25 protein-coding genes and 1 riboswitch are annotated in these 24473 nt (G+C 73.1%); of the genes, 15 read left to right on the forward strand and 10 right to left on the reverse strand.

The features are described 5' to 3' along the window. Positions 1-11 precede the first annotated feature (11 nt). Positions 12-788: a lysophospholipid acyltransferase family protein gene (locus GCE86_RS11140; RefSeq protein ID WP_154226878.1), complete on the reverse strand. Its 777-nt coding sequence runs from the start codon at positions 786-788 to the stop codon at positions 12-14. 87 nt (positions 789-875) lie between these two features. Next, complete coding sequence (locus GCE86_RS11145) at positions 876-1289, reverse strand: VOC family protein (protein WP_091257985.1); 414 nt, start codon at positions 1287-1289, stop codon at positions 876-878. Between the two features lie 211 nt (positions 1290-1500). Between GCE86_RS11145 and GCE86_RS11150 the strand changes: the two genes are divergently transcribed. From GCE86_RS11150 to GCE86_RS11160, 3 genes are all read left to right on the forward strand, one after another. After that, positions 1501-2916 carry a cytochrome ubiquinol oxidase subunit I gene (locus GCE86_RS11150; protein ID WP_208818089.1) on the forward strand — a complete coding sequence of 472 codons (1416 nt, stop codon included), beginning with the start codon at positions 1501-1503 and terminating at the stop codon, positions 2914-2916. A gap of 14 nt (positions 2917-2930) precedes the next feature. Further along, complete coding sequence (cydB, locus tag GCE86_RS11155; RefSeq protein ID WP_154226880.1) at positions 2931-3929, forward strand: cytochrome d ubiquinol oxidase subunit II; 999 nt, start codon at positions 2931-2933, stop codon at positions 3927-3929. Positions 3930-4152: 223 nt separating this feature from the next. Further along, positions 4153-5670 (forward strand): hypothetical protein, encoded by a 1518-nt coding sequence (locus GCE86_RS11160; RefSeq protein WP_154226881.1) that lies wholly within the window; start codon positions 4153-4155, stop codon positions 5668-5670. Between the two features lie 16 nt (positions 5671-5686). Here GCE86_RS11160 and GCE86_RS11165 read toward each other — a convergent pair whose 3' ends face one another. Together GCE86_RS11165 and GCE86_RS11170 are read right to left on the reverse strand one after the other, a co-directional pair. After that, positions 5687-6367: a hypothetical protein gene (locus GCE86_RS11165; protein WP_154226882.1), complete on the reverse strand. Its 681-nt coding sequence runs from the start codon at positions 6365-6367 to the stop codon at positions 5687-5689. 67 nt (positions 6368-6434) lie between these two features. Further along, entirely contained in the window at positions 6435-7277 is an 843-nt protein-coding gene (locus GCE86_RS11170; RefSeq protein ID WP_154226883.1) for a patatin-like phospholipase family protein, read from the reverse strand. Positions 7278-7354: 77 nt separating this feature from the next. On the opposite strand from GCE86_RS11170, the gene GCE86_RS11175 reads away from it, so the two are divergent. After that, positions 7355-8083, forward strand: a complete 729-nt coding sequence (locus GCE86_RS11175) for an SDR family oxidoreductase (RefSeq protein WP_154226884.1) — start codon at positions 7355-7357, stop codon at positions 8081-8083. A gap of 49 nt (positions 8084-8132) precedes the next feature. On the opposite strand, the gene GCE86_RS32340 is transcribed toward GCE86_RS11175, so the two are convergent. Next, positions 8133-8258: an MFS transporter small subunit gene (locus GCE86_RS32340; RefSeq protein WP_275587133.1), complete on the reverse strand. Its 126-nt coding sequence runs from the start codon at positions 8256-8258 to the stop codon at positions 8133-8135. Next, complete coding sequence (locus tag GCE86_RS11180; protein WP_154226885.1) at positions 8255-9673, reverse strand: OFA family MFS transporter; 1419 nt, start codon at positions 9671-9673, stop codon at positions 8255-8257. The genes GCE86_RS32340 and GCE86_RS11180 overlap by 4 nt, the downstream gene beginning before the upstream one ends. Before the next feature lie 182 nt (positions 9674-9855). On the opposite strand from GCE86_RS11180, the gene GCE86_RS11185 reads away from it, so the two are divergent. From GCE86_RS11185 to GCE86_RS11210, 6 genes are all read left to right on the forward strand, one after another. Continuing rightward, on the forward strand, positions 9856-10428 hold the full coding sequence (locus GCE86_RS11185; protein WP_154226886.1) for a GNAT family N-acetyltransferase: 573 nt from the start codon (positions 9856-9858) through the stop codon (positions 10426-10428). Between the two features lie 34 nt (positions 10429-10462). Beyond that, positions 10463-11314, forward strand: coding sequence for a pyridoxal kinase PdxY (gene pdxY / locus GCE86_RS11190; RefSeq protein WP_154226887.1), 852 nt, complete (start codon positions 10463-10465; stop codon positions 11312-11314). A gap of 139 nt (positions 11315-11453) precedes the next feature. Further along, positions 11454-12398, forward strand: coding sequence for a TerC family protein (locus GCE86_RS11195; protein ID WP_154226888.1), 945 nt, complete (start codon positions 11454-11456; stop codon positions 12396-12398). 53 nt (positions 12399-12451) lie between these two features. Then, positions 12452-12904, forward strand: a complete 453-nt coding sequence (locus tag GCE86_RS11200; protein WP_154226889.1) for a helix-turn-helix transcriptional regulator — start codon at positions 12452-12454, stop codon at positions 12902-12904. 5 nt (positions 12905-12909) lie between these two features. Beyond that, positions 12910-13320: a VOC family protein gene (locus GCE86_RS11205; protein ID WP_154226890.1), complete on the forward strand. Its 411-nt coding sequence runs from the start codon at positions 12910-12912 to the stop codon at positions 13318-13320. 83 nt (positions 13321-13403) lie between these two features. After that, positions 13404-15782 (forward strand): ATP-binding cassette domain-containing protein, encoded by a 2379-nt coding sequence (locus GCE86_RS11210; RefSeq protein WP_154226891.1) that lies wholly within the window; start codon positions 13404-13406, stop codon positions 15780-15782. Between the two features lie 88 nt (positions 15783-15870). Here GCE86_RS11210 and GCE86_RS11215 read toward each other — a convergent pair whose 3' ends face one another. After that, positions 15871-16356 (reverse strand): carboxymuconolactone decarboxylase family protein, encoded by a 486-nt coding sequence (locus GCE86_RS11215; protein WP_154226892.1) that lies wholly within the window; start codon positions 16354-16356, stop codon positions 15871-15873. A gap of 167 nt (positions 16357-16523) precedes the next feature. Between GCE86_RS11215 and GCE86_RS11220 the strand changes: the two genes are divergently transcribed. Beyond that, positions 16524-17438 (forward strand): RNA polymerase sigma-70 factor, encoded by a 915-nt coding sequence (locus GCE86_RS11220; RefSeq protein WP_154230450.1) that lies wholly within the window; start codon positions 16524-16526, stop codon positions 17436-17438. A 56-nt stretch (positions 17439-17494) separates the two neighbouring features. Here GCE86_RS11220 and GCE86_RS31835 read toward each other — a convergent pair whose 3' ends face one another. Beyond that, positions 17495-18751, reverse strand: coding sequence for a COG1361 family protein (locus GCE86_RS31835; protein WP_163636737.1), 1257 nt, complete (start codon positions 18749-18751; stop codon positions 17495-17497). A 187-nt stretch (positions 18752-18938) separates the two neighbouring features. Here GCE86_RS31835 and GCE86_RS11230 point away from each other — a divergent pair, with 187 nt between their 5' ends. Further along, entirely contained in the window at positions 18939-19424 is a 486-nt protein-coding gene (locus GCE86_RS11230; RefSeq protein WP_154226893.1) for a YybH family protein, read from the forward strand. 182 nt (positions 19425-19606) lie between these two features. On the opposite strand, the gene GCE86_RS11235 is transcribed toward GCE86_RS11230, so the two are convergent. Next, the gene (locus tag GCE86_RS11235) at positions 19607-20476 is read right to left on the reverse strand and encodes an aminoglycoside phosphotransferase family protein (protein WP_154226894.1); all 870 of its coding nucleotides are present in this window, start codon (positions 20474-20476) and stop codon (positions 19607-19609) included. 95 nt (positions 20477-20571) lie between these two features. Between GCE86_RS11235 and GCE86_RS11240 the strand changes: the two genes are divergently transcribed. The 3 genes from GCE86_RS11240 to GCE86_RS11250 all read left to right on the forward strand — a co-directional run bounded on the left by GCE86_RS11240 (position 20572) and on the right by GCE86_RS11250 (position 23597). Further along, the gene (locus GCE86_RS11240; protein WP_154226895.1) at positions 20572-21579 is read left to right on the forward strand and encodes a tyrosine-type recombinase/integrase; all 1008 of its coding nucleotides are present in this window, start codon (positions 20572-20574) and stop codon (positions 21577-21579) included. Between the two features lie 18 nt (positions 21580-21597). Further along, on the forward strand, positions 21598-22623 hold the full coding sequence (locus GCE86_RS32345) for a hypothetical protein (protein ID WP_154226896.1): 1026 nt from the start codon (positions 21598-21600) through the stop codon (positions 22621-22623). Continuing rightward, positions 22621-22702: riboswitch (ZMP/ZTP riboswitch) on the forward strand. It overlaps the preceding gene by 3 nt. A 13-nt stretch (positions 22703-22715) precedes the next feature. Beyond that, a complete protein-coding gene (locus tag GCE86_RS11250) occupies positions 22716-23597 on the forward strand; it encodes a bifunctional 5,10-methylenetetrahydrofolate dehydrogenase/5,10-methenyltetrahydrofolate cyclohydrolase (RefSeq protein ID WP_154226897.1) in 882 nt (293 codons plus the stop codon). Positions 23598-23600: 3 nt separating this feature from the next. Here the strand turns inward: GCE86_RS11250 and GCE86_RS11255 are convergent, their stop codons facing one another. Then, positions 23601-24380 (reverse strand): endonuclease/exonuclease/phosphatase family protein, encoded by a 780-nt coding sequence (locus GCE86_RS11255; RefSeq protein WP_154226898.1) that lies wholly within the window; start codon positions 24378-24380, stop codon positions 23601-23603. Positions 24381-24473 lie beyond the last annotated feature (93 nt).

Consider the following 24473-nt stretch of genomic DNA (forward strand, 5'->3'; position numbering starts at 1 on the left):
AGCCTCTCCGGTCAGCGCACCGGCCGGCGGCGGTGTGCCCGGGTGGTCTCGGTGGGCCGGCCGGGGTCGACGTGCCGGGGCCGGTCCGGCTCGTCGGGGCGCAGCGGCACGAGTTCGTCGGTGATCGCGTCGATGATCCGGTCGGTGGCCTGCCGGGCCGCGCCGGGGGTGCCGGGGTGCAGGTCGCGCAGCAGCACCGGGGCGCCGAAGCGCACCCGGATGACGGGCCGGCGCAACACCGCCCGGGCCAGGCCGCGCAGCATGCCCCTGGGCGCCTGGTAGGGCACCACCTCGTGGCAGCCCCACTGGGCGACCGGTACGACGGCGGCCCCGGCGGCGAAGGCGAGCCGGGCGGCGCCGGTCTTGCCCCGCTCGGGCCACATTCCGGGGTCCAGGCCGATGCGCCCCTCGGGGTAAACCAGCACCACCGAACCGCCGGCCACCGCGCCGGCGGCGATCTCCAGCGAGTGGTGCACCCGGCTGGTGCCCCGGTCGACGCGGATGTGCCCGGCGCGGCGCATCAGCGCGCCGATCACCGGGGCGCGGAACAGCCCGCCGGTGGCCATGATCCGCGGGTGGACGCCGCGGACCTGGCAGGCCGCCGTGAGCACCACGGGGTCGAAGGGGCTGATGTGGTTCGCGGCCAGCACCAGCGGCCCGTGGCGCAGCTCGTCGGGTACGTCGCCGCTGACCTCGAGGCGGCCGACCAGGCCGACGAGGCCGCGGGCGGCCAGCTGGGCGGCGCGCCAGAGCAGGGGCGCCCGCCAGTGGGTGATCGGGGTGTCCATCAGTGCTGGATGGTGCCACGCGCCGGGGTGAGCGGGGGAACCGATCCCGGTCGGTGCCCACCGCGGTGGGCACCGACCGGCGAGCCGTCACTCCGCGTACGGCTGGTTCTCGCCCTGGGCGCTGTAGCCGAGGCTCCAGATGTAGCCGTCCGGGTCCGCGAAGGAGCCCCCGTACCCGCCCCAGGGCAGGGGGCCCGCGGGCTTGAGGATCGTGGCGCCGGCCTTCTCGGCCTCCGCCATGACCTCGTCGATCCGCGCCTCGCTGCGGACCACGTAGGTGAGGACCAGGCCGCTGAAGCCGCTGCCGTCCGGGCTCGTGCCGACCTGCTCGGCCAGGCCGTCGCGGCCGTAGAAGCCGACGGGCGAGCCGCCGTCGGGTGCGAAGAACACCGAGACGCCGTAGTCCTGCGCGACCTTCCAGCCGAGACCTTCCGTGTAGAACCGCTTGGACCGCTCCATGTCCCGGACGCCGAGCAGGATCGAGCTGACGTGGGATTTCATGCGTTGTCTCCTTCTCCGTGCCTGCCGATCAGGTGCACGCCAGTGACGCTACGGAGCGACCGCGGACCCGCGCTTCTCGAATCCTGACCGGATGGGAGGTGATCAGGGTCATTGGTCCCGGGCCGGTTCGGGCCCAGTGGCCCTGCCGATTCGTCTACGACGCCGAGTAGTATTTACTACGTCTCGTAGTATGCACAGCTGGGGGTTTCAGGTGGACGCGTTGGACGTCGCCCGCTGGCAGTTCGGTGTCACCACCGTCTACCACTTTCTCTTCGTGCCCTTGACCATCGGCCTGTCCGTGCTGGTGGCCATCCTCCAGACGCTGTGGCACCGCACCGGCAAGGAGCGATACCTCAAGCTCACCAAGTTCTACGGCAAGCTCTTCCTCATCAACTTCGCCATGGGCGTGGTCACGGGCATCGTCCAGGAGTTCCAGTTCGGCATGAACTGGTCGGACTACTCGCGCTTCGTCGGCGACATCTTCGGCGCCCCCCTGGCCATCGAGGCGCTGGTCGCGTTCTTCCTGGAATCCACCTTCATCGGCCTGTGGATCTTCGGCTGGGACCGGCTGCCCAAGCGGCTGCACCTGGCCGCCATCTGGGCCGCGGCCGTCGGCACGAACCTGTCCGCCTACTTCATCCTGGCCGCGAACTCGTTCATGCAGAACCCGGTCGGCTACCGGGTCAACCCCGACACCGGCCGCGCCGAGCTGACCGACTTCGTCGCCGTGCTCACCAACAAGGTCGCCCTCATCACCTTCCCGCACACCCTGGCCGGCGCGTTCCTGGTCGCCGGATCCCTGATCGTGGCCGTCGGGCTGTGGCACGTCATCCGCCGCCCCGGTGACGGCGACACCGACGCCTACCGCTTCGCCACGAAGTTCGGCTCCTGGGTGGTGCTGGTCTCCGCCGCGCTGGTGCTGTTCACCGGAGACATCCAGGGCAAGATCATGACCCAGGTGCAGCCCATGAAGATGGCCGCCGCCGAGGGCCTCTACACCACCGAGAGCCCCGCCTCGTTCTCCGTGCTCACCGTCGGCAGCCTCGACGGCAGCCGGGAGATCTTCGCCATCAAGATCCCGCACCTGCTGTCGTACCTCGGCACCGGCGACCCGAACGGCACCGTGCACGGCATCAACGACCTGCAGGCCCAGTACGCCAGCCAGTACGGCGCCGGCAGCTACACCCCGATCATCCCGGTCACCTACTGGAGCTTCCGGTTCATGATCGCGCTCGGGATGGCCGCCGCCGCGATCGCCCTGCTCGTGCTCTGGACCCAGCGCAAGGGCCGCACCCCGACCAGCCGCTGGCTGCTGCGCGCCGGCCTCGTCATGCCGGTCCTGCCGCTGCTGGCCAACTCCTTCGGCTGGATCTTCACCGAGATGGGCCGCCAGCCGTGGATCGTCTTCGGCGAGATGCTCACCCGCAACGGCGTGTCCCGCAGCGTCTCGCTGACCGAGGTGCTCACCTCGTTCACCGCCTTCACCCTGATCTACGCCACCCTCGCGGTGATCGAGTTCAAGCTGCTGGTCCGGTACGCGAAGGCCGGCGTGCCCGACGTCACCCCGCAGCCCGCCGCAGACGACGACACCGACGACGCCGAGCGCCCGCTGGCGTTCGCCTACTGACCCCGGAGCCCACCGTGGAACTGACGACCGTCTGGTTTCTCCTCGTCGCCGTGCTCTTCACCGGCTACTTCGTCCTCGAAGGCTTCGACTTCGGCGTCGGCATGCTGCTGCCCGTGCTCGGCCGCGACGACCGGGAACGCCGCGTCCTGATCAACACCATCGGCCCGGTCTGGGACGGCAACGAGGTCTGGCTGATCACCGCCGGCGGCGCCATGTTCGCCGCTTTCCCCGAGTGGTACGCCACCCTCTTCTCCGGCTTCTACCTGCCGCTGCTGCTCATCCTGCTCGCCCTCATCGCCCGCGGGGTGGCCTTCGAGTACCGCCACAAGCGCCCCGAGGCGTCCTGGAAGCGCCGCTGGGACGCCGCCATCTTCGTCGGCTCGCTGCTGCCGGCGATCCTGTGGGGCGTCGCCTTCGCCAACATCCTGCGCGGCGTGCCGCTGACCGCCGACCACGAGTACGCCGGCGGCCTGTTCGACCTGCTGCACCCGTACGCCCTGCTCGGCGGGGTGACCACCCTGGGCCTGTTCCTCACCCACGGCGCGGTGTTCCTCGCCCTGAAGACCACCGGCGACATCCGCGAGCGGGCCGGCGCGCTGGCCGTCAAGGTCGGCGTCGGCACCGCCGTGGTGGCGGTGGCCTTCCTGGCCTGGACGCTGACCATCCGCTCCAGCGCGGCCGCCGTCGTGCTCGCCGTCGGCGCCGCCCTCGCCCTGCTCGGCGGTCTCGCCGCCGCCCGGGTACGCCGGGAGGGCTGGGCGTTCACCGGCACCGCCGTGGCCATCGCCCTGGCCGTGGCGACCCTGTTCGCCGCGCTGTTCCCGAACGTGCTGCCGTCCACCCTGGACGCCGCCGGCACGCTCACGGCGACCAACGCCGCGTCCACCCCCTACACCTTGAAGATCATGACCTGGGTGGCCGTGGTGTTCACCCCGATCGTGCTGGCCTACCAGGGCTGGACCTACTGGGTGTTCCGCAAGCGGATCGGGGTGCAGAACATCCCGCAACACTGACGAGCCTGCGGGCGCGGGGCCGGTGGGTCGCACCGGCCCCGCGCGGGGCGTCCCGCGCCGAACCACCCGTACACCATCGGTGGCCCGTCCGGCCACGGGGGATCATCCGAAGGGCCGAAACAACCGGCGGGATTGCCCGCCGCGCCTTGGACGGGACAGCCGGCGCGTGCCGGTGGCGGTTAGGTTCTCACCGCCCTCCTCACCCGACCCGCAAGGTTCCCGCGTGCCCGCAGCAGCCACCGAAGACCCGGCCGTCCCGTCCCGGGCACCCCTGTCCCGGGCGATCCCGTCCCGGCGCCACCTGCCGCTCGCCGCGCTGCTGGTCGTCTACCTCGCCGCACGGCTGTTGATCCTCACCCGGGTCACCGTCTTCATCTCGGCCGACTCGGCCTCCTACGCCGGCCGCCCGCCGGCCTCCATCGACGCCCTGTCCTTCACCGGCCACGCCCCGCGGCCCTGGGGGGTGCCGCTGCTGTACGCGCTGGCCGGCACCGACCACACCCGCGTCGTGCTGCAGTGGGGGATCGGCACCCTGGCCTGGGCCCTGCTCGTCTGCGCCTGCTGGCTGTGGCTGCGGTCCCTGGCGGCCCGGCTCCTCGCCGCCACCGCCCTGATCGTCCTGGCGCTGGCCCGGTCGGTCTACTCCTGGGACGAGGCCATCCTCTCCGAGGCCCTGACCATCAGCCTCGGCGTCGCCGCGCTCGCACTCCTGATCATCTGGACGCGGACCCGCTCCCGCACCGCTCTGGTCGCGCTGACCGTGACCGCCTTCTGGTGGACGTTCACCCGGCCCGACGTGCTGCCCTACGTGCTGCTGCTGACCCTCGCGCTCGCCGCGTCCGCGCTGCGGCGCCACCGCCGTGCCGCCGCGGCGGGCGCCGTGGCGGCCCTCCTGGCGGGCCTGACCTGGCAGAGCGTCACCGTGCCCACCATCGACCAGAGCTACCGGTCCTGGGGCAGCGGCCTGAGCCTGTCCGAGGCCACGTTCGTCTACCGGCTGCGCTTCCAGATCCTCGCCGATCCCGCCGTACGCGGCGTCTACCAGCGTGAGTTCGGGATGCCCCGCTGCGAGCGGGCCGAGCAGATCGCCCAGGCGCGACCGTGGGCGATGGCGGCGTTCATCGACGCCTACCGCGCCTGCCCGCCCCTCGTCGAGTGGACGCAGCGGGAGAAGGGCACCGTCAGCTACCGCTACGTCCTCGCCGAACCCGGCCAGTACGCCGACAGCGTCGTGGCCGACCTGCCCACCACCCTCGGCGGCACCGCGGGCCGCTACGGCGCCGCCGTACCCGGGGTGCCCGCGTTCCCGGAGCGGATCCTGTTCCCCCGGCCGTCCGACATCCTGCCCCGCACCGGCGTCGTCCTGCTCGTGTGCCTCACCGTCGGGCTGGCGGCCGGGGCGTTCCGCCGGGCCCGCTGGCCGGCCCTCACCGGCCTGCTCACCGTCGCCGCCAGCGCGGCCGGCGCGGTCGCCGGCATGCTCTACTCCGCCGGGGAGTACGGCCGCTTCGGCATCCAGGAGGCGGTGTTCCTGCGCATCGGACTGATCCTCCTGGCCGCCGCCGCGATCGAGGCGGTCGCCGCGGTGGTCACCGACCGGCTCGCCGCACGCCGCCGGCCGGCGCCGCCCGGGGACGACCCGACCGGCCCCGGAACCGCACCGCCCGGAGACGACCCGACCGGCTCCGGGGACGGCCCGTCCCCGGAGCCCACCACCGACGTGGTGACCACCACCGGCTGACCCGCCCCCGCCGCGGTCAGCGGGCCTCGCGCAGCTCCGCCAGCCGGGCCTCGATCTCGGCCAGCTCGGCGCGCAGCTTCTCCGCCTGCTGCTCCGCCTCGGCCCGCTCGGCGGCCAGGATCTGCTCCACCGCCTCCTGCACGCCGGGCACGTCGACCAGCGCCACCATCCGCAGCGCCTCGGCCGGCTTCACCACGTACGGCTTCGCGAGGGCCTTCGTGCCCTGCTGCGCCGCCACCGTCCACTCGCCCTCGGCGTAGGCCAGGGTCACCGTCAAGCCGGCCGGGCTCTTCGGCTTGACCGCCTTCACGGCCCGCCGCGCCGGCTTCGGCTCCGCCTGCTGCTCCACCCTCGGCTCCTCCCGCCGCGGCGCCGGCACCGGCGGCGCGTCCAACACGAACTCCGGCTCCGCGGGCGCCGCCGCGACCGGGGGCTCCGGCTTCGGCTCCGCCGGCCGCCGCCCGGCCCCCTTCGGCGCGATCGCCACGTCCGTGGGGGAGAAGGGCAGCTCGTCGCGGCCGAACCGCACCACCACGAACTCCTCGGACACCTCCGGGTCGGTCAGCTCCACCACCTGCCCGAGCTGGCCCGATATCTGCCCGGCCGCCGCCGTGAACACCACCTTGGGCTTGCGGCCGGCCGCCAGCGCCTCCCGGATGCCCTGTACCTCGTCAGTGGACAAACCCTGGCCCGCCATCACAGCCCTCTTCCGTACCCGTGTCTGATGCCTGCCTTGATACCAGCCGGCACCGACAGCCGGAAGATCAACCCCCGGCGGTCCAGACGGCCGACACCTCCTCGGCCACCGCGGCGGCCTGCGCGAACCCGGCCCGCGCCGACGCGGCCCGCCGCGCCGGGTCCAGCACGTTGCGCCCGATCGCCGCCCGCGCGGCCCGGTCCGGCGACACCACAACCACCTCCGCGCCCGCCGAGCGCAGCTGCGCCACCTGGGCGGCCAGCCGCGGCATCGGCCCGAACCCGGCCCGCGTCGGCGCCAGCACCACCACCGCCCGCGCGCCGGCCGCCAGGTCCGCGTTCACCGCGGAGCGCACCCCACCGTCGACGTACCGCCGGCCGCCGATGGTCACCGGCGGCCACACCCCGGGCACCGCGCAGCTGGCACCCACCGCGTCCACGAGCGCCACCTCCGACGTGGCGTCGAAGACCAGGAACTCGCCCGAGGCCGCGTCCACGGCGGTCACCAGCAGCCGCCGCGCCGGCCACTGCCGCACCGGCAGCCGCGCCGCGATGACCGCCCGCCGCGACTCCTCCGACGGGGTACGCGCGGCCAGGGCCATCGCGCCGACCCGGGCGCGCGCCCGCACCTCGTCCCGTCCCCGGGCGCCCGCCCACGCCCAGCGGGCCAGCACCCCGACGCCGAGCCGGGCCGCCACCTCGCCCCGCGCGGGGCGCAGCTGCGCCGCGTACAGCTCCTCGACCGGCGTGCCGGAGCACACCTGCGCGCCGACCACCGAGCCGGCCGAGGTGCCCACCACCAGCTCCGCCCCGGTGACGTCCAGGCCGCGCGCGGCCAGCCCGGCCAGCAGCCCCAACTCCCACGCCACGCCGGTCACCCCGCCGCCACCCAGCACCAACGCCCGCGTCATGTGTGACCGTCCTCTCCACCGGCAGCCGCGCCGATCACGGTAACGTCACCGGCACCGCCAGGGCAGGGGAGAGAACATTGACCTCCGTCACCATCGTCACGGGTGGGGGGCGCGGTATCGGCGCGGCCGTCGCCCGCCGTCTCGCCGCCGCCGGCCACGACGTGGTCATCGGCTACCGCAGCGACCACGCGGCCGCCGACGCAGTCCTCGCCGACGTGCGCGCCGCCGGCCGCCGCGCCGTCGCCGTCGCCGCCGACACCGCCGACCCCGAGCAGGTCCACCGCCTCTTCGAGGCGGCCGCGACGCTGGGCCCGCTCACCGGCCTGGTCAACAACGCCGGCATCACCAGCCCGATCGGGCCCTTCGCCGACCTGCGCGTCGAGGACCTGCGCCAGGTCGTCGACGTCAACCTCGTCGGGTACGTCCTCTGCGCCCAGCAGGCCGCCCGCCGGATGGCCCGGGGCGGCGCCATCGTCAACGTCTCCTCCGCCGCCGCGACCCTCGGCAGCCCCGGCGAGTACATCCACTACGCCGCGGTCAAGGCCGCCACCGACACCCTCACCGTCGGGCTGGCCAAGGAACTCGCGCCGCAGGGCATCCGGGTCAACGCCGTCGCCCCCGGCATCATCCGCACCGACATCCACGCCCTCTCCGGCGCGCCCGACCGTCCCGACACCGCGGCGGGCCGCATCCCGCTGGGCCGCGCCGGCGAACCCGACGAGGTCGCCGGCGCCGTGGCGTTCCTCCTCGGCCCCGACGCCTCCTACACCACCGGCGCCGTCCTGCGCATCGCCGGCGGCCTCTGACACCACGGCGGCCCGGGGACCGTCGTCCCCGGGCCGCCGCCTGCCTCCGTCAGTGGGTGAACAGCTTCGCCGCCGTGATCACCGTCTGCACCACCCCGTATCCCAGCAGCGCCGACACCACCACCCACGACACCACCAGGCGGACCCGCTGCCCGCCACCGGCCTGCCCGTTCACGACCCGCTCCTCTCCGCCGCCACCGGCTGTGCACCCTCGACACCGTCCCGGCCCGACGCCGGCTCGTGGAACCGCTCCGGCACGGGCCGGATCAGCAGGTTCGCCACGAAGCCGACCGCCAGCACCCCGACCATCGTGAACAGCGCCGGCCGGTACGCCGCCGCCGTCAACGTGCCCGGCTTGCCCTGCGCGTCCAGGAACGCGTTCACGATCAGCGGACCGGCCACCCCGGCCGCCGACCACGCCGTCAGCAACCGGCCGTGGATGGCGCCCACCTCGAACGTGCCGAACAGGTCCCGCAGGTAGGCCGGCACGGTCGCGAACCCGCCGCCGTAGAACGAGAGGATCACGCACGCGAGCAGCACGAACAGCGCCGTCGCCGCCTGCCCGAACACCGCCAGCAGCACGTACAGGACCATGCCCACGCCCAGATACATCAGGTAGATCGGCTTGCGGCCGATCAGGTCCGACGTCGAGGACCACACGAATCGGCCGGCCATGTTGAACAGCGACAGCAGGCCCACGAACCCGCCGGCCGCCGCCACCGACACCGCCGACGTGCCGTTGTCCCGGAAGAAGTCCTGGATCATGGGGCTGGCCTGCTCCAGGATGCCGATCCCGGCCGTCACGTTGCAGAACAGCACCACCCACAGCAGCCAGAACGACCGGGTCTTCACGGCGTTCGCCGCCGACACGTTCGCCGTGGTCACCAGAGGTTTCGCCGCCACCTTCGCCGGGTCGAACCCGGCCGGGCGCCAGTCCGCCGCCGGCACCCGCACGTTGAACACCCCGACCATCATGATCACGAAGTAGCCGATCCCCAGGGTCAGGAACAGCCACACCAGGGCGCTGCCCGACGCCGTCGAACCGGCGTTCGCCGGGTCGTACCCCGGGTCGTAGAACGACAGCAGCTGCCGGGACAGGGGAGAGGCCACCATGGCCCCGCCGCCGAACCCCATGATCGCCAACCCGGTGGCCAGGCCCGGCCGGTCCGGGAACCACTTGATCAACGTGGAGACGGGGGAGATGTACCCGATCCCCAGCCCGATCCCGCCCAGCACCCCGTACCCCAGATACAGCAGCCACAACTGCTTCGTCGCGATGCCCAGCGCGCCGACCAGGAACCCGGCCGCCCAGAAGCACGCCGAGACGAACATGGCCTTGCGCGGCCCGTTCGCCTCCACCCACGTGCCCGCCACCGCGGCCGACAACCCCAGCATGACGATCGCGATGCTGAAGATCACCCCGATCGCCGTCTGCCCGGTGTCGAAGTGCGCGATCAGCGAGTTCTTGTACACGCTCGTGGCGTAGACCTGCCCGATGCAGAGGTGGATGGCCAACGCCGCGGGCGGTATGAGCCAGCGGCTGTAGCCCGGCGGCGCGACGGTGTGCCGACGATCGAGTGCGGAAAGCATGATTGCTTCCTCTCCGGAAGAATGGCGAGAAACTCACCCGTTCATGCCCCTGCCGGGCCGTACGGCGAAACCCGCCGCGCGCCGGGCGGTCGAAACCCTGAGCCGAACGGTCACGCCAGCTCCCGGCCCCGCACCCGCCGTCGCCCGACCGTCACCGGCGGTCGTGGCGGATCATCGAACCCATGCCGCTGCTCACCACCCCGGCCCTGCCCCCGGGCACCCTCGCCGGCCGCCCCCAACCCGACCTCGACGCCGGCGACCTGCTCCTGCGCCCGTGGCACCCCGACGACGGGCAAGCCGTCCTCGCCGCGTACGCCGACCCGGCCATCCGCCGCTGGCACTGCCGCACCATGAGCGGCGACGAGGCCCGCGACTGGATCGACGCCTGGCCGCGACGGTGGCACCAGGAGACGGACGCCAGTTGGGCCGTCACCGACCACGCCGGTGTACTCGGTCAGGTCGGTCTGCGCGCCGTCGACCTCTACGAGGGTGAGGCCGCGGTGTCGTACTGGGTGCTGCCCGCCGCCCGCGGCCAGCGGGTGGCCGCCCGCGCCCTGACCGCCCTCACCGCGTTCGCCTTCGACCGGCTCGGCCTGCATCGCCTCGGGCTGCGCCATTCCACGGCCAACGGCGCCTCCTGCCAGGTGGCGCAGCGCGCCGGCTTCCACCTCGAGGGCACCAACCGGGGCGCCGCCCGGCACACCGACGGCTGGCACGACATGCACGTGCACGCCCGCCTGCGCACCGACACCTGACCGGCGCCGCCGCCGCGGATGCGACGATGAGCCCGTGAAGATCCTGTCCATCCAGTCGTCGGTCGCCTACGGTCACGTCGGCAACTCCGCCGCCGTGTTCCCGCTGCAACGGCTCCGGCACGAGGTCTGGCCCGTGCTGACCGTGCACTTCTCCAACCACACCGGCTACGGCGCCTGGCGCGGTCCGCTGCTGCCGCCCGCCGACGTCGCCGAGGTCATCGCCGGCATCGAGGACCGCGGCGTCCTCGGCACCGCCGACGCGGTCCTGTCCGGCTACCAGGGCGACCCGGCGATGGGCGAAGTGATCCTCGACGCGGTCGCCCGCGTCAAGGCCGCCAACCCCGACGCCGTGTACTGCTGCGACCCGGTGATGGGTGACGTCGGCCGCGGCATGTTCGTCCGCCCGGGCATCCCCGAGTACCTGCGCGACACCGTCGTGCCCCGCGCCGACATCGTCACCCCGAACCAGTTCGAGCTGGAGTTCCTCGCCGGCCGCAGCACCGACACCCTGGACGACCTGCTCGCCGCCGTCGACGTCGTCCGCGACACCGGCCCGCGGCACGTGCTGGTCACCAGCGTGCTGCACGGCGACCTGCCCGCCGGGTCGCTGGAGGTCGTCGCCGTCTCCGACGCCGGCGCCTGGGCGGTCACCACGCCGCTGCTGCCGATCACCCCGAACGGCGGCGGCGACGTCACCGCCGCGCTGTACCTGGCCCACCTCGCCACGTCCGGCTCGCCGGAGACGGCGCTTTCGCGGACCACCAACTCCGTCTACGCCATCCTCGAGGCCACCCTCGCCGCCGGCACCCGGGAGTTGCAACTGGTCGCCGCCCAGGACGCCATCGCCGACCCGCCCACCCGGTTCGGCGCCCGCCGGCTGCGCTGAGCCGCCGGCGGACTTCGCCGGACCGCCGTACCCCGGCCGGCGGCTCGCCTAGGCTCGGGGGCGACGCAGCCCGCCGCCGCCCCCGGCCGGCCGGCACGGGCACCCGGCCCCGCCCCGAGGCGGATGCGGAGGACGCCGGATGGACCAGACCACCTTCGCGGCGCCGGTCTGGGCCTGGGTGGCGGTCGGCGCGGTCATCGCCGCCATGCTCGCCGTCGACGTGTTCTCCCACCGCGACCACCACGTCATCGAGCTGCGCGAGGCGCTGCGGTGGAGCGCGGTGTGGATCACCGCCGGGGTCGGCTTCGGGCTGCTGGTCTGGCTGTGGCGCGGCAGCGGGCCGGCCGCGGCCTACTACTCCGGCTACCTGCTGGAGAAGGCGCTGTCGATCGACAACGTGTTCGTCTTCGCGCTGCTGTTCGACTACTTCCGGGTGCCCGCCGTGTACCAGCACAAGGTGCTCTTCTGGGGGGTGCTCGGCGCGCTCGGCTTCCGGCTGCTGTTCATCGTCGCCGGCGCCGAACTGCTGGACCGGCTCGCCTGGGCCGGTCTCGTGCTCGGCGCGTTCCTGATCTGGACCGGCTGGCGCCTCGCCGTGCGCGGCAAGCCGGACGTCGACCCCGACCGCAACATCGCCGTCCGGCTGTTCCGCCGGCTGGTGCCCACCGAGTCCCGCTACCACGACGGGCGCTTCACCGTCCGGGTGGACGGCCGCCGCAGGGGCACCGTGCTGCTGGTCGCGCTGGTGGCGATCGAGGCCACCGACGTCGTCTTCGCGATCGACTCGGTCGCGGCGATCCTGGCCATCACCACCAACACCTTCCTGGTCTGGACGGCCAACGCCTTCGCGGTGCTCGGCCTGCGCAGCCTGTACTTCTGCCTGGCCGGCCTCCTGCGGCACTTCGGCTACCTGCGCTACGGCCTGGCGGTGCTGCTCGCCTTCGCCGGGGTGAAGCTGATCCTCGCCGAGACCCCCGTGGGGAAGCTGCCCGTCTGGCTCACCCTCGCCGTGGTGGTGCTGACCCTCGCCACCGCCGTCGGCTGGAGCGTGGTGGCCGCCCGCCGCGGCGCCGGCGCCCGCTGACACGCCCCGCAACGCGGTGGGCAACCCCGGCGCCACGTGGCACGATCTGGCAGGTGAGCAGCAGTTCCGACCGGGCGCAGCAGCTGCGCGACCTCGCCCGGCTGCGCCGGGTCCGCGACCGCATCGACCGGGAGCACGCCCAGCCACTGGACGTCGAGGCGCTCGCCCGCGGCGCGCACATGTCCGCCGGGCACCTCAGCCGCCAGTTCCGGCTCGCCTACGGCGAGTCCCCGTACGCGTACCTCATGACCCGGCGGATCGAGCGGGCCATGGCGCTGCTGCGCCGCGGTGACCTCAGCGTCACCGACGTCTGTTTCGCGGTCGGCTGCTCGTCGCTGGGCACCTTCAGCACCCGCTTCACCGAGCTGGTCGGCATCCCGCCCAGCACCTACCGGGCCCGGGCCGCGGCCGGCGAGGCCGCCGAGCTGCCGCCCTGCGTGGCGAAGCAGGTCACCAGACCGATCAGGAATCGAGAAGCGCCCGCCGTGGCGGCGCACCTAGCCTGACAGCCATGGACATCACCATCGACACCACCGTCCTCCCACACGACGACCCGGAGGCCTCCCTGGCCTTCTACCGCGACATCCTGGGGTTCGAGGTCCGCAACGACGTCGGGCAGGGCCGGATGCGCTGGATCACCGTCGGCCCCGCCGGGCAGCCCGGCACGTCCATCCTGCTGGCGCCGCCGGCCGCCGACCCCGGTGTCACCGACGAGGAACGCCGTACCATCGTCGAGATGATGGCCAAGGGCACCTACGGGTGGATCCTGCTGGCCACCCACGACCTCGACGCCACCTTCGAGAAGCTCCAGGCCGGCGACGCCGAGGTCGTCCAGGAGCCGATCGAGCAGCCCTACGGCGTCCGCGACTGCGCGTTCCGCGACCCCGCGGGCAACCTGATCCGCATCAAGGAGCTGCCCTGACCTGTCGGACCGACATGATCGGATCGAGCGAGCCGACGCCGGAGGGGGCCGCGACCGCGGCCCAACGGACAGATGGAGACACGATGAGCACGGACACCTCCTCGCCCGCGCAGCACGTCGCCGACACCCATGAGCTGATCCGCGTGCAGGGAGCACGCGAGAACAACCTCAAGGACGTCAGCATCGAGATCCCGAAGCGCCGGCTGACCGTGTTCACCGGCGTCTCCGGCTCCGGCAAGAGCTCGCTGGTGTTCGGCACCATCGCCGCCGAGTCGCAGCGGCTGATCAACGAGACCTACAGCGCCTTCGTGCAGGGCTTCATGCCGACCCTCGCGCGGCCCGAGGTCGACGTCCTCGACGGGCTCACCACCGCGATCATCGTCGACCAGGAACGGATGGGCGGTAACCCCCGCTCGACCGTCGGCACCGTCACCGACGCCAACGCCATGCTCCGCATCCTCTTCAGCCGCCTCGGCCAGCCCCACATCGGCTCGGCCCAGGCGTTCTCCTTCAACGTCGCCTCCATCAGCGGCGCCGGCGCGGTCACCGTCGAACGCGCCGGGCAGACCACGAAGGAACGGCGCAGCTTCAGCATCACCGGCGGCATGTGCCCCCGCTGCGAGGGCATGGGCTCGGTCACCGACTTCGACCTGACCGCGCTCTACGACGACAGCAAGTCCCTCAACGAGGGCGCCCTCACCGTCCCCGGCTACAGCGTCGACGGCTGGTACGGGCGCATCTTCAGCGGCTGCGGCTTCTTCGACCCCGACAAGCCGATCCGGAAGTTCACCAAGCGGGAGCTGCACGACCTCCTCCACAAGGAACCCACCAAGATCAAGGTCGAGGGCATCAACCTCACGTACGAGGGCCTCATCCCGAAGATCCAGAAGTCGTTCCTCAGCAAGGACGTCGACGCCATGCAGCCCCACATCCGGGCCTTCGTCGAACGCGCCGTCACCTTCACCACCTGCCCCGAGTGCGACGGCACCCGGCTCAGCGCACTCGCCCGCTCCTCGAAGATCGCCGGCATCAGCATCGCCGACGCCTGCGCCATGCAGATCAGCGACCTGGCCGAATGGGTGCGGGGCCTGGACGAGCCGTCCGTGGCGCCGCTGCTCACGGCACTGGGCGCCACCCTCGACTCGTTCGTGCGGATCGGGCTGGGCTACCTGTCGCTGAGCCGGCCCTCCGGCACACTCTCCGGCGGCGAGGCCCAGCGCACCAAGATGATCCGCCACCTCGGCTCCTCACTCACCGACGTGACCTACGTCTTCGACGAGCCCACCATCGGCCTGCACCCCCACGACATCCAGCGGATGAACGACCTGCTGCTGCAACTGCGCAACAAAGGCAACACCGTCCTCGTCGTCGAGCACAAACCCGAGACCATCGCCATCGCCGACCACGTCGTCGACCTCGGCCCCGGCGCCGGCACCGCCGGCGGCGAGGTGGTCTTCGAAGGCACCGTCGCCGGGCTGCGGGCCAGCGACACCCTCACCGGCCGGCACCTCGACGACCGCGCCCACCTCAAGCCCGCCGTGCGCACCCCCACCGGCGTGCTGGAGGTACGCGGCGCCGACACCCACAACCTCCGCGACGTCGACGTCGACATCCCGCTCGGCGTGCTCGCCGTCGTCACCGGCGTGGCCGGCTCCGGCAAGAGCTCACTCATCCACGGCTCCGTGTCCGGCCGCGACGGCGTCGTGACCGTCGACCAGAGCGGCATCCGCGGCTCCCGGCGCAGCAACCCGGCCACCTACACCGGGCTGCTCGACCCCATCCGCAAGGCCTTCGCCAAGGCCAACGGCGTCAAACCCGCGCTGTTCAGCGCCAACTCCGAAGGCGCCTGCCCCACCTGCAACGGCGCCGGCGTCATCTACACCGACCTCGCCATGATGGCCGGCGTCGCCACCACCTGCGAGGAGTGCGAGGGCAAGCGGTTCCAGGCCTCCGTGCTGGAATACCACCTCGGCGGCCGCGACATCAGCGAGGTGCTCGCCATGTCCGTCACCGAGGCCGAGGAGTTCTTCGGCGCCGGCGACGCCCGCACCCCCGCCGCCCACAAGATCCTCGACCGGCTCGCCGACGTCGGGCTCGGCTACCTCACCCTCGGACAGCCGCTCACCACCCTGTCCGGCGGCGAACGGCAGCGCCTCAAGCTGGCCACCCGGATGGCCGACACCGGCGGCGTCTACGTCCTCGACGAGCCGACCACCGGCCTGCACCTCGCCGACGTCGAGCACCTGCTCGCCCTGCTCGACCGGCTCGTCGACTCCGGCAAGTCGGTCATCGTCATCGAACACCACCAGGCCGTCATGGCACACGCCGACTGGATCATCGACCTGGGCCCCGGGGCCGGCCACGACGGCGGCCGGATCGTCTTCCAGGGCACCCCCGCCGACCTCGTCGCCGACCGCTCCACCCTCACCGGAGAACACCTCGCCGCCTACGTCGGCGCCTGACCCGGCCGCCCCGGGACGGCGTGGCCACCGAACCACGCCGTCCCGGCGCCTCGAATCGACGGCGAACCCGCCGGGGGAGCGCCGCCGGTCAGTTGAGCGCGGCAGCGAACATGCCCGCCTCGTACGCGCCGCCCCGCTGGTGCACGATCACCGCCATCCGGTTCGCCGCGTTGATCAGCGACACCAGGGCCACCAGCGCCGCGATCTGGTCGTCGTCGTAGTGCTTGCGCACCGCCTCCCACGTCTCGTCCGACACCCCCTGGTGGGCGTCGGCGAGCCGGGTGCCCTCCTCGGCGAGCGCCAGCGCCGCCCGCTCGGCCTCGGTGAACACGGTGGATTCCCGCCACGCGGCCACCAGGTTGAGCCGGACGGCCGTCTCACCGGCGGCCGCGGCCTCCTTGGTGTGCATGTCGATGCACCACCCGCACCCGTTGATCTGGCTGGCGCGCAGCGACACCAGTTCCTGCGTGGAACTCGGCAGCGGCGACTGGTGGATCACCATTGCGGCGTTGGCGAACCGCTTGGCGAACTTCATGGCGATCTCGTTGGCCATCATGTCGAATCGAGCTTCCATGGCTCGGCCTCCCTCGTGCTGTCGCATCGGACGACCACGAGATGCCGGGCGGCCCGCCCCCGTGACAGGGCGGCCGCGTGACCCACCCCACACCCGTCCCGGTGTCACACCACAGCCCGACCCGGCATCTGATGGGTGACACCCTCGCGACCGAACAGGAGCCACCCATGGCCGGCACCGCGCAGAGCGGACCCGACGACCGCCCGGATCCCGCCACCGAGGTGTTCCTCACCCATCGCAACCTGCTGTTCACCGTCGCCTACGAGCTGCTCGGGTCGGCCGCCGACGCCGAGGACGTCCTCCAGGAGACCTGGCTGCGCTGGGTGGGCGTCGACCTCGACACGGTGCGGGAGCAGCGCGCGTACCTGGTCCGGATCACCACCCGCCAGGCGCTCGCGCGGCTGCGCACGCTCGGCCGCCGCAAGGAGTCCTACGTCGGCCCGTGGCTGCCCGAGCCGCTGCTCACCGCGCCCGACGTGGCCGAGGACGTCGAACTGGCCGACAGCGTCTCGATGGCGATGCTGCTGGTGCTGGAGACGCTCACGCCCACCGAACGGGCCGTGTTCGTTTTGCGCGAGGTGTTCGACCTCGGCTACGACGAGATCGCCGAAGCCGTCGACAAGAACCCGTCCGCGGTCCGCCAGATCGCCCACCGGGCCCGGGAACACGTCGCGGCGCGCCGGCCCCGCGGGCCCGTGTCCGCCGCCGAGAGCCGGGACGCCCTCGCGGCGTTCCAGCGGGCCACCGAGACGGGCGACCTGCAGGGCCTGCTCGACATCCTCGCCCCGGACGTCGTCTTCCTGGGCGACGGCGGGGGAGTCCGCCAGGCCGTCCCGCGGCCCGTCGTCGGCGCCGACAAGGTGGCCCGACTGCTCGCCGCCGGGCTGGGCAGGATCGCCGAGCTGATGTCGCTGCGGCCGGCACAGGTCAACGGCTTCCCGGCGCTGATCATGGAGCAGGGCGACGAGATCGAAGCCGTCCTGGCCGTACGCATCGACGACGGGCTCGTCACCGGGCTCTACGCCGTACGCAACCCGCACAAGCTCTCGCACATGGAGCGCGAGATCAGCCTGAGCCGATGAACGCGCCTGTCGTGACCACCAGTGCCGTCAGGTGCGCACCGGTCACCCGTCGCGGGTCATCGGACGGCCCGGCGCCGTCGGGTCAGGAGCAGCAGCACGCCGCCACCGACCAGCAGGGCCAGGCCGGTCCCGGCGGTCACCCCGGCCCGGGACCCGGTGACCGGCAGGCCGCCACCACCAGCGCCACCACCGTCACCCGGGTTGCTTCCACCACCGCCACCAGCGCCTCCACCGTCACCGGGGTCGCCGCCACCACCACCGCCGCCGCTGCTGTTCGCGACCACCACGATGGCGAACCCGTCCTGGTTGTCGCTGTCGTCCACATCCACCGCCCGTACCGCGACGGCGTTCGTGGGAAGCGCGCTCCGCGCCGGGCCGGAACGGTCCGATTGGGGGTCGCTCAGACCCTCGACCCGGACGGTCCCGTTTCGCAACGTGACCGGCGCCTTCGTGGCCGCCGACACCGTCACCAGGTGGTACAGCTCGACGGCGGAGTGGCGCTGGTCGTTCGGGTCGGTGTCCTGGTCGACCGGAACGAGGGCCAGCCGGTCGTAGGTGCAGACCGCCGCACGCCCCGCGTCACCGAGGGCGCACTCACTGGGCGGCCTGGTGAAGGTGGCGCCCGCGGGCAGGCGCAGCTCGACCTTGACGCCATCGACCGGCTTCCGCCCCTGGTTGGCGATCGTGTAGCGCACCGCGCCCGTCTCGCCCGGATTCAACGTCCCGGTGGATGTGAGGCTGCCGTCGGCAGCGACCCGCACCGACTGCGTCACGTCCGGCGCGACCACCGAAAGGTCGGCTTCGGCCTGATCCACCACCTCGATCGGGAACCACTTCGTGTTGTCGGCCGGATTCGTGTCGACCGGTTCGACCTCGACGGTCACCTTGATCCGGCCCGCGAGGGGCTCTCCGGTCTGGACGGTGGCGACAACGGGAAGGTCCACCGTCTCGCCCGGCCCCGGAACGTGATCCGGCAGCAGGTCGCAGTACCAGCCGGAGAAATCCCCGTCGCACTCAGCCAGCCCGCCGGTCGGCCAGAGCGTGAGCCGGAAATCCAACCTGTCCAGGTCCGACGCGTCGACCCGGACGACGACCTGGGTCGGGGTCGCGTCGCCCCGGTTGCTGATCTTCAGGTGCAGCGTCTTCTTCGTGACCCCCAGCGGAATCGTCCCGCCGGCCAGGTCGACGGTGAGGTCCGTACCCGCCGGCGCCGACGGCGCCGCCGAAGCGGAAGCCGCGGGCACGCCGACCCCGCCGAGAAGAAGCAGCACGGTGGCCACCGTTCGGGGCAGCCACGGAAGTCCGAACCTCATGACGCAGCCCTCCGGATGAACGGACGGTGGATCTGTGGACACTATCGGCAACCGGCCGGGTTCGGTATCCCTCGCGCGAGCCGGGTCGGGCCGCCCCTACAGCTGTCGCACCTGGAGCGAAGGTCAGCCTGAGCCGCCGAACACGGCCGGGCACGGGAAGTTCCCACCGAAGGAGAGGCAGGAGAAAATGGCGGACGAGACCAGCATCCGGCAGCAGATCGAGGGGATCGTCGAAGGACTGCGGAACAAGGACCTCGAGGCCCTGCGCAGGCTCTACACGACCGACGTGGTGTCCTTCGACGTCGAACCGCCGCTGCAACACGTCGGGATCGACGCCAAACTCAAGAACTGGGCGAACGTCTTCGCGTTCTTCGACACCGTGTCCTACGAGGTCCGGGACCTGACCCTGACCGTCGGCACCGACGTCGCATTCGGACACGCGTTCGGCCGGCTCAGCGGCACACTGCACGACGGGACCGCGACGAACGGCATGTGGGTCCGGGCCACCTTCTGCTTCCGGAAGATCGACGGAACCTGGCTGATCGCCCACGACCAGGTCTCCGTGCCGCTCGACATCCGCACCGGCAAGGGAGTGGTCGACCTCCAGCCCGGACCGGCGGCCGAGGCCGGTCGAGCCGGAACCGCGGGGCGTCCGCCCAGCCAGAGACCGTGATAGGCACCTGGTGTGGGTGCACTGCGCGACCTCGGAATGTCCGACCTGACCGAGCGAGACTGGCACGACGAGGTCACGTTCGAGGGCCCACACCGCCGGGTCACCGTGGGCCGCACGCTGCCGCAACGCCAAAGTCGATAATGTACATTATGTCAAGTAGACAGTTCGGGGGCCTCCCCGGGTCAGCCCACGACCGGGTCGGCCAGGACCGCCGCGAGGATCCGCGACTGCTCCTCGTTCCGCCCGTCCGGGCGCGCCAGCGTGATGAGCGCCTTCCACAACGCCCAGCCGCGGGCGCGCCGCCAGGCGTCGCCGGTGAGGCCGGCCGCCTCCCGGAACACCTTCCGCTCGTTGCCGGCGAACCAGGTCCAGGCCGGCACCAGGTCGCACGCGGGGTCACCGACACCGCAGGTGCCGAAGTCGATGACCGCGGACAGCCGCCCACCCGAGACGAGCAGGTTGCCGGCGGCGACGTCCCCGTGGAACCAGACCGGCGGCCCCGGCCAGGCCGACGTCTGGGCGTGGGCCCAGACGTCCCGGCAGGCCGCCGTGTCCACCCGGTGGCCCAGCGCGTGCAGGGCACGCTCGACGTCGTCGCCGTAGGCGCTCGGATGGCAGCCCCGGAAGCAGGAGTGACCTCCGGCCGCCGGGCCGCCGGCGGTGGGCGCCTGCCGCAGCGCGGTCAGGAACGCCCCGAGGTCGCGCGCCACGGCGGGCCGGTCGACCTCCCCGGCGGCCTCGAGGGTGTCGCCGGGCAGCCAGCGCCGCACCGACCAGGGGTACGGGTAGCCGTCGCCTGGTGCTCCGGTGGCGACCGGTTCGGGTACGGGCAGCGGCAGGTGGCGGGCCAGTTCCGGCAGGCAGCGGTCCTCCTTGGCGACGCCGGGCACGTAGCCCTCGGCGCTGGGCAGCCGCACGACGAGGTGGTCGCCGAGGCGGAACGTGCGGTTGTCCCACCCCTGCCGCGGCACGGCGGCGACCGGCAGGTGCGCCCACCGCGGGAACTGTGCGGCGACGAGCCGGCGTACGAGTTGTTCGTCGATGTCCACCACGGACCCAGTCTCCGGGGGGCGACAACCGGTTTCCGGGGTCGCTCCCCCGGGATCGGACCCTACCGGGAACGCGAAAATGATGCATAATATGCCTTATGCATGACAAACCGGACGAACCGGTAGGGCGGTTGATCGACGAGTTCCTGACCGCCCGGGCCACCCGCAAGCCCTCCCCGCACACCCTGGCGGCCTACCGGCGGGACCTGACCACGGTGGCGGGTCTGGTGGCGGCCGAGCACGACACCACTCCCCTCCCCCTCGACCGGCTCCCGGTCAGCGCCCTGTCGCCCCGGGTCATGCGTGCCGCGTTCGCCCGTTTCGCCGCGCCCCGCGCCGCCGCGTCGGTCCACCGTGCCTGGTCCACCTGGAACAGCTTCTTCACGTTCCTGGTGGCCGAGGGCGTCGTACCCGGTAATCCCATGCCGGCGGTGGGGCGGCCCCGGACCCCGCTCCCCCAGCCCAAGCCGCTGCGCGGCGAGGACACCCCGGAGGAGCTGCTGGCCGCGGTGGCGCGGGAGGACGGCCGGCAGCGCGACCCGTGGCCCGAGCGGGACCTGGCGGTGCTGGTGCTGGCCCTGTGCGCCGGTCTGCGGCTGTCGGAGCTGCTGGCGCTGCGGGTGGCGTCGGTGGCGGGCCGGGACGGTGAGCGGCGGGTGGACGTGGCCGGCAAGGGTGGCCGGCCGCGGACCGTGCCGATCGAGGCGGGTGTGGACCGGGTGCTGGCGGACTATCTGGACAGCCGGCGGCGGCGGTTCAGGACGCACAGCGTCCGGCCGGACTCGCCGCTGCTGGTGGACCGGCAGGGCGAGCCGCTGCGCCGGGGCGGCCTGCAGTACCTGGTGGAGTCGTGTTTCCGGCGGGCCGGGATCGGTGACCGGGTGCCGCGGGGTGCGCGGCTGCACGCGTTGCGGCACACGTTCGCGACGCGGCTGGCCGAGGATGGGGCGAGCGCCGCGGAGATCATGCGGTTGCTGGGGCACGCGTCGCTGGCGTCGTCGCAGACGTACATCGAGGTGACGGCGGGTCAGCAGCGCGCCGCGGTGGCGTCGAACCGCACGAACCGGGCCCTCGCCGGCTTGCTGGCGAGGCGGGCGGAGCCCTGAGCGGGCAGCATGGCCGGGATGCGGGTGGGCGAGGCGCGGGTGGTGGCGGCCGGGTGGGTGCGGGAGGCGATGCGCCGGGACCCGTCGATCGGGGGCGCGTTCTTCAGCGGGTCGACGGTGGGTCTGCCGGACGGGGCGGTGCTGCCGGCGTCCTCGGATGTGGACGTGCTGCTGGTGCGGGACGCCCCGGCGGCGAAGGTGGGCAAGTTCCGCCACCGCGGAGTGCTCCTGGAGGTCTCGGCGCTGACGTGGGCGGAGCTGGGGTCGCCGCAGGAGGTGCTGGGGTCGTGGGTGTTCGCGCCGATGTTCCGCACGGACACGGTGATCGCGGACCCGTCGGGCCGGTTGGCGGTGATCCGGGAGCGGGTGGCGGCCGGGTACGCGGATCCGGTGTGGGTGCGGCGGCGGTGTGCCGGGGTGCGGCGGCGCGTCGAGGACGGGTTGGCGCGGCTGGACGGGCGCGCGCCGCTGCACGACCAGGTGCTGGGGTGGGTGTTCCCGACGTCGCTGCTGGCGGTGCTGCCCGCGGTGGCGGGGTTGCGGGATCCGACGGTGCGGCGGCGGTACGTGCGGGCGCGGGAGGTGCTGGGCGTGTACGGGTTCGCCGACCGGTACGAGGAGTTGCTGGCGTCGTTGGACGGCGGCGGGGTGGGTCCGGGCCGGGTGCGGGAGCACGTGGCGGGGTTGGCGGTGACGTTCGACGAGGCGGCGCGGGTGCGGCGTACCCCGGTCGCGTTCGGGGCGGATCTGTCGGCGGCGGGGCGGCCGGTGGTGGTGGACGGGAGCGCGGAGCTGGTGGCGGCGGGCGCGCACCGGGAGGCGATGTTCTGGATCGTGGTGACGTACGCCCGGTGTCACGCGGTGCTGGCGGTGGACGCGCCGGAGCGGGAGCGGGTGTTGCGGCCGGCGTTCGAGGCGGCCGTGGCGGATCTGGGAGTGGTGTCGGCGGCGGACCGGCGGCGGCGGGCGGCGGCGGTGCTGGGGTCGTTGCCGCGGTGGCAGGCGGTGGCGGATGCGGTCGCGGAGCGCGCTGTGGCAGGCTGAGGGGAACGCGACTGGCGGCACGGGGATGGGTCAACCATCGGGGAGCTCGTCGCGGGGGTCGACCGCCTGGGCCTCCGCGGGCGGGGTGCGGCATGTCTTCTTCGGGTACGGCGACGGCGCGGTTGCTGCCGGGTGCGCCGGTGGCGGCGCAGGTGCTGGCGGAGGTCGCCGAGTCGGTGGTGGCGTTGCGGGCGGCGGGTGTGACGCCGGCGTTGGCGACGGTGCTGGTGGGCGACGACGACGCGAGCGCGGGTTACATCCGGATCAAGCAGCGGCAGGCGGCGGAGCTGGGTTTCGTGTCGCCGCACGTGCATCTGCGGGCGTCGGCGTCGCAGGCGGACCTGCACGCGGTGCTGGCGGATTTCAACGCGGACAAGGCCGTGCACGGGGTGCTGGTGCAGTATCCGATTCCGGGTCACCTGGACTACGACCGGGCCCTGGCGGAGCTGGACCCGGACAAGGACGTGGACGGGATGCACCCGGTGAACATGGGCCGGTTGGCGTTGGGCCTGCCGGGTCCGTTGCCGTGCACGCCGGCGGGGATCGAGGCGTTGCTGGCGTTCCACGGGGTGCCGGTGGCGGGCCGGGAGGTGGTGATCCTGGGTCGGGGCGCCACGTTGGGCCGGCCGTTGGCGATGCTGCTGGCGCAGAAGCGGCCGACGGCGAACGCGGCGGTGACGGTGGTGCACACGGGGGTGCCGGACTGGCCGCGGTACACGCGGCGGGCGGACATCCTGGTGGCGGCGGCCGGGGTGCCGGGGATCATCCAGCCGGAGCATGTGCGTCCGGGTGGTGTGGTGGTCGGTGGCGGGGTGCGCTACGAGGGGCGGCGGTTGCTGCCGGACGTGGACGAGTCGTGCGCCGAGGTGGCGGGGGCGATCACGCCGCGGGTCGGCGGGGTGGGTCCGACGACGGTGGCGATGTTGTTCCGCAACGCGGTGCGCGCGGCGCAGCGGGTGTCGGGGCTGGGCTGAGGCTCAGCCGAGGTCGACGATGAGCGGCCGATGGTCGGAGATGGTCGACAGCGGGGTGTCGACCGCGGTGACCGGGGGCAGCCGGTCGAGGCCGCGCCGGTCGGCGAGGACGTGGTCGAGCTGCACCCTCGGTTCCCCGGCCGGGTAGGTGGGGCGTCGGCCCAGCGGCCGCCAGCGGGACAGCAGCGCCGCGGGACCGGCGGGCAGGTTGAGGTCGCCGAGGAGGATCCGCGGGGCGGGCAGCGCGCGCAGGGCGCGGACGACGCGGCGCAGTTGCAGGGCGTTCCAGCCGGGCACGAAGGACAGGTGGGTGGCGGCGACGGTGAGCGGCCCGTGCGGGGTGTCGAGGACGGCGGCGAGGACGACGCGGGGTTCGTCGCGCAGCAGCACGAGGCCGCCGCCGGGGCCGGGGACGTAGACGGGTGAGCGGACGGGGGCGGGTCGCAGGCGGGTGACCTGCCAGGAGCGGACCGGGTAGCGGCTGACCAGGCCGACGCCGTAGAGGGGTTCGCCGTGGCCGTCGTCGTCGTGGGTCAATGGGCGGAACTGTTCGCCGGGGGTGCCGACGACGGCGGCGGCGAAGCGGTGTTCGGGGGCGTCGAGGGCGCGGGCGGCGATGGCGGTGAGGTCGAGGTTGCCGCTGCGGGACTGGTCGCGGTCGACCTCCTGCAGGGCGAGGACGTCCGCGTCGAGCGCGGTGACGGCGGCGGCGAGCCGGTCGGGGTCGACGAGGCCGTCGGTGAGGGACCGGCCGTGCAGCAGGTTGAAGGTGGCCAGGCGCACCAGCACACCCTACGTCCGCGTGGCACGCTTGCCCGGTGCTGAAGGCGTTGCTGTGTTCGATGCTGGTGTTCGTGGCGGTGGCGTCCATCGGGT

The organism is Micromonospora terminaliae, from assembly GCF_009671205.1.
Lineage (GTDB): Bacteria > Actinomycetota > Actinomycetes > Mycobacteriales > Micromonosporaceae > Micromonospora > Micromonospora terminaliae.

What these genes read in the sequence shown, in the direction of transcription:
- GCE86_RS11140 (WP_154226878.1), bottom strand. Translation starts at nt 788, where the DNA reads ATGGACACCCCGATCACCCACTGGCGGGCGCCCCTGCTCTGGCGCGCC.
- GCE86_RS11145 (WP_091257985.1), bottom strand. Translation starts at nt 1,289, where the DNA reads ATGAAATCCCACGTCAGCTCGATCCTGCTCGGCGTCCGGGACATGGAG.
- GCE86_RS11165 (WP_154226882.1), bottom strand. Translation starts at nt 6,367, where the DNA reads ATGGCGGGCCAGGGTTTGTCCACTGACGAGGTACAGGGCATCCGGGAG.
- GCE86_RS11170 (WP_154226883.1), bottom strand. Translation starts at nt 7,277, where the DNA reads ATGACGCGGGCGTTGGTGCTGGGTGGCGGCGGGGTGACCGGCGTGGCG.
- GCE86_RS11180 (WP_154226885.1), bottom strand. Translation starts at nt 9,673, where the DNA reads ATGCTTTCCGCACTCGATCGTCGGCACACCGTCGCGCCGCCGGGCTAC.
- GCE86_RS11185 (WP_154226886.1), top strand. Translation starts at nt 9,856, where the DNA reads ATGCCGCTGCTCACCACCCCGGCCCTGCCCCCGGGCACCCTCGCCGGC.
- GCE86_RS11195 (WP_154226888.1), top strand. Translation starts at nt 11,454, where the DNA reads ATGGACCAGACCACCTTCGCGGCGCCGGTCTGGGCCTGGGTGGCGGTC.
- GCE86_RS11205 (WP_154226890.1), top strand. Translation starts at nt 12,910, where the DNA reads ATGGACATCACCATCGACACCACCGTCCTCCCACACGACGACCCGGAG.
- GCE86_RS11210 (WP_154226891.1), top strand. Translation starts at nt 13,404, where the DNA reads ATGAGCACGGACACCTCCTCGCCCGCGCAGCACGTCGCCGACACCCAT.
- GCE86_RS11215 (WP_154226892.1), bottom strand. Translation starts at nt 16,356, where the DNA reads ATGGAAGCTCGATTCGACATGATGGCCAACGAGATCGCCATGAAGTTC.
- GCE86_RS11220 (WP_154230450.1), top strand. Translation starts at nt 16,524, where the DNA reads ATGGCCGGCACCGCGCAGAGCGGACCCGACGACCGCCCGGATCCCGCC.
- GCE86_RS31835 (WP_163636737.1), bottom strand. Translation starts at nt 18,751, where the DNA reads ATGAGGTTCGGACTTCCGTGGCTGCCCCGAACGGTGGCCACCGTGCTG.
- GCE86_RS11230 (WP_154226893.1), top strand. Translation starts at nt 18,939, where the DNA reads ATGGCGGACGAGACCAGCATCCGGCAGCAGATCGAGGGGATCGTCGAA.
- GCE86_RS11240 (WP_154226895.1), top strand. Translation starts at nt 20,572, where the DNA reads ATGCATGACAAACCGGACGAACCGGTAGGGCGGTTGATCGACGAGTTC.
- GCE86_RS32345 (WP_154226896.1), top strand. Translation starts at nt 21,598, where the DNA reads ATGCGGGTGGGCGAGGCGCGGGTGGTGGCGGCCGGGTGGGTGCGGGAG.
- GCE86_RS11250 (WP_154226897.1), top strand. Translation starts at nt 22,716, where the DNA reads ATGTCTTCTTCGGGTACGGCGACGGCGCGGTTGCTGCCGGGTGCGCCG.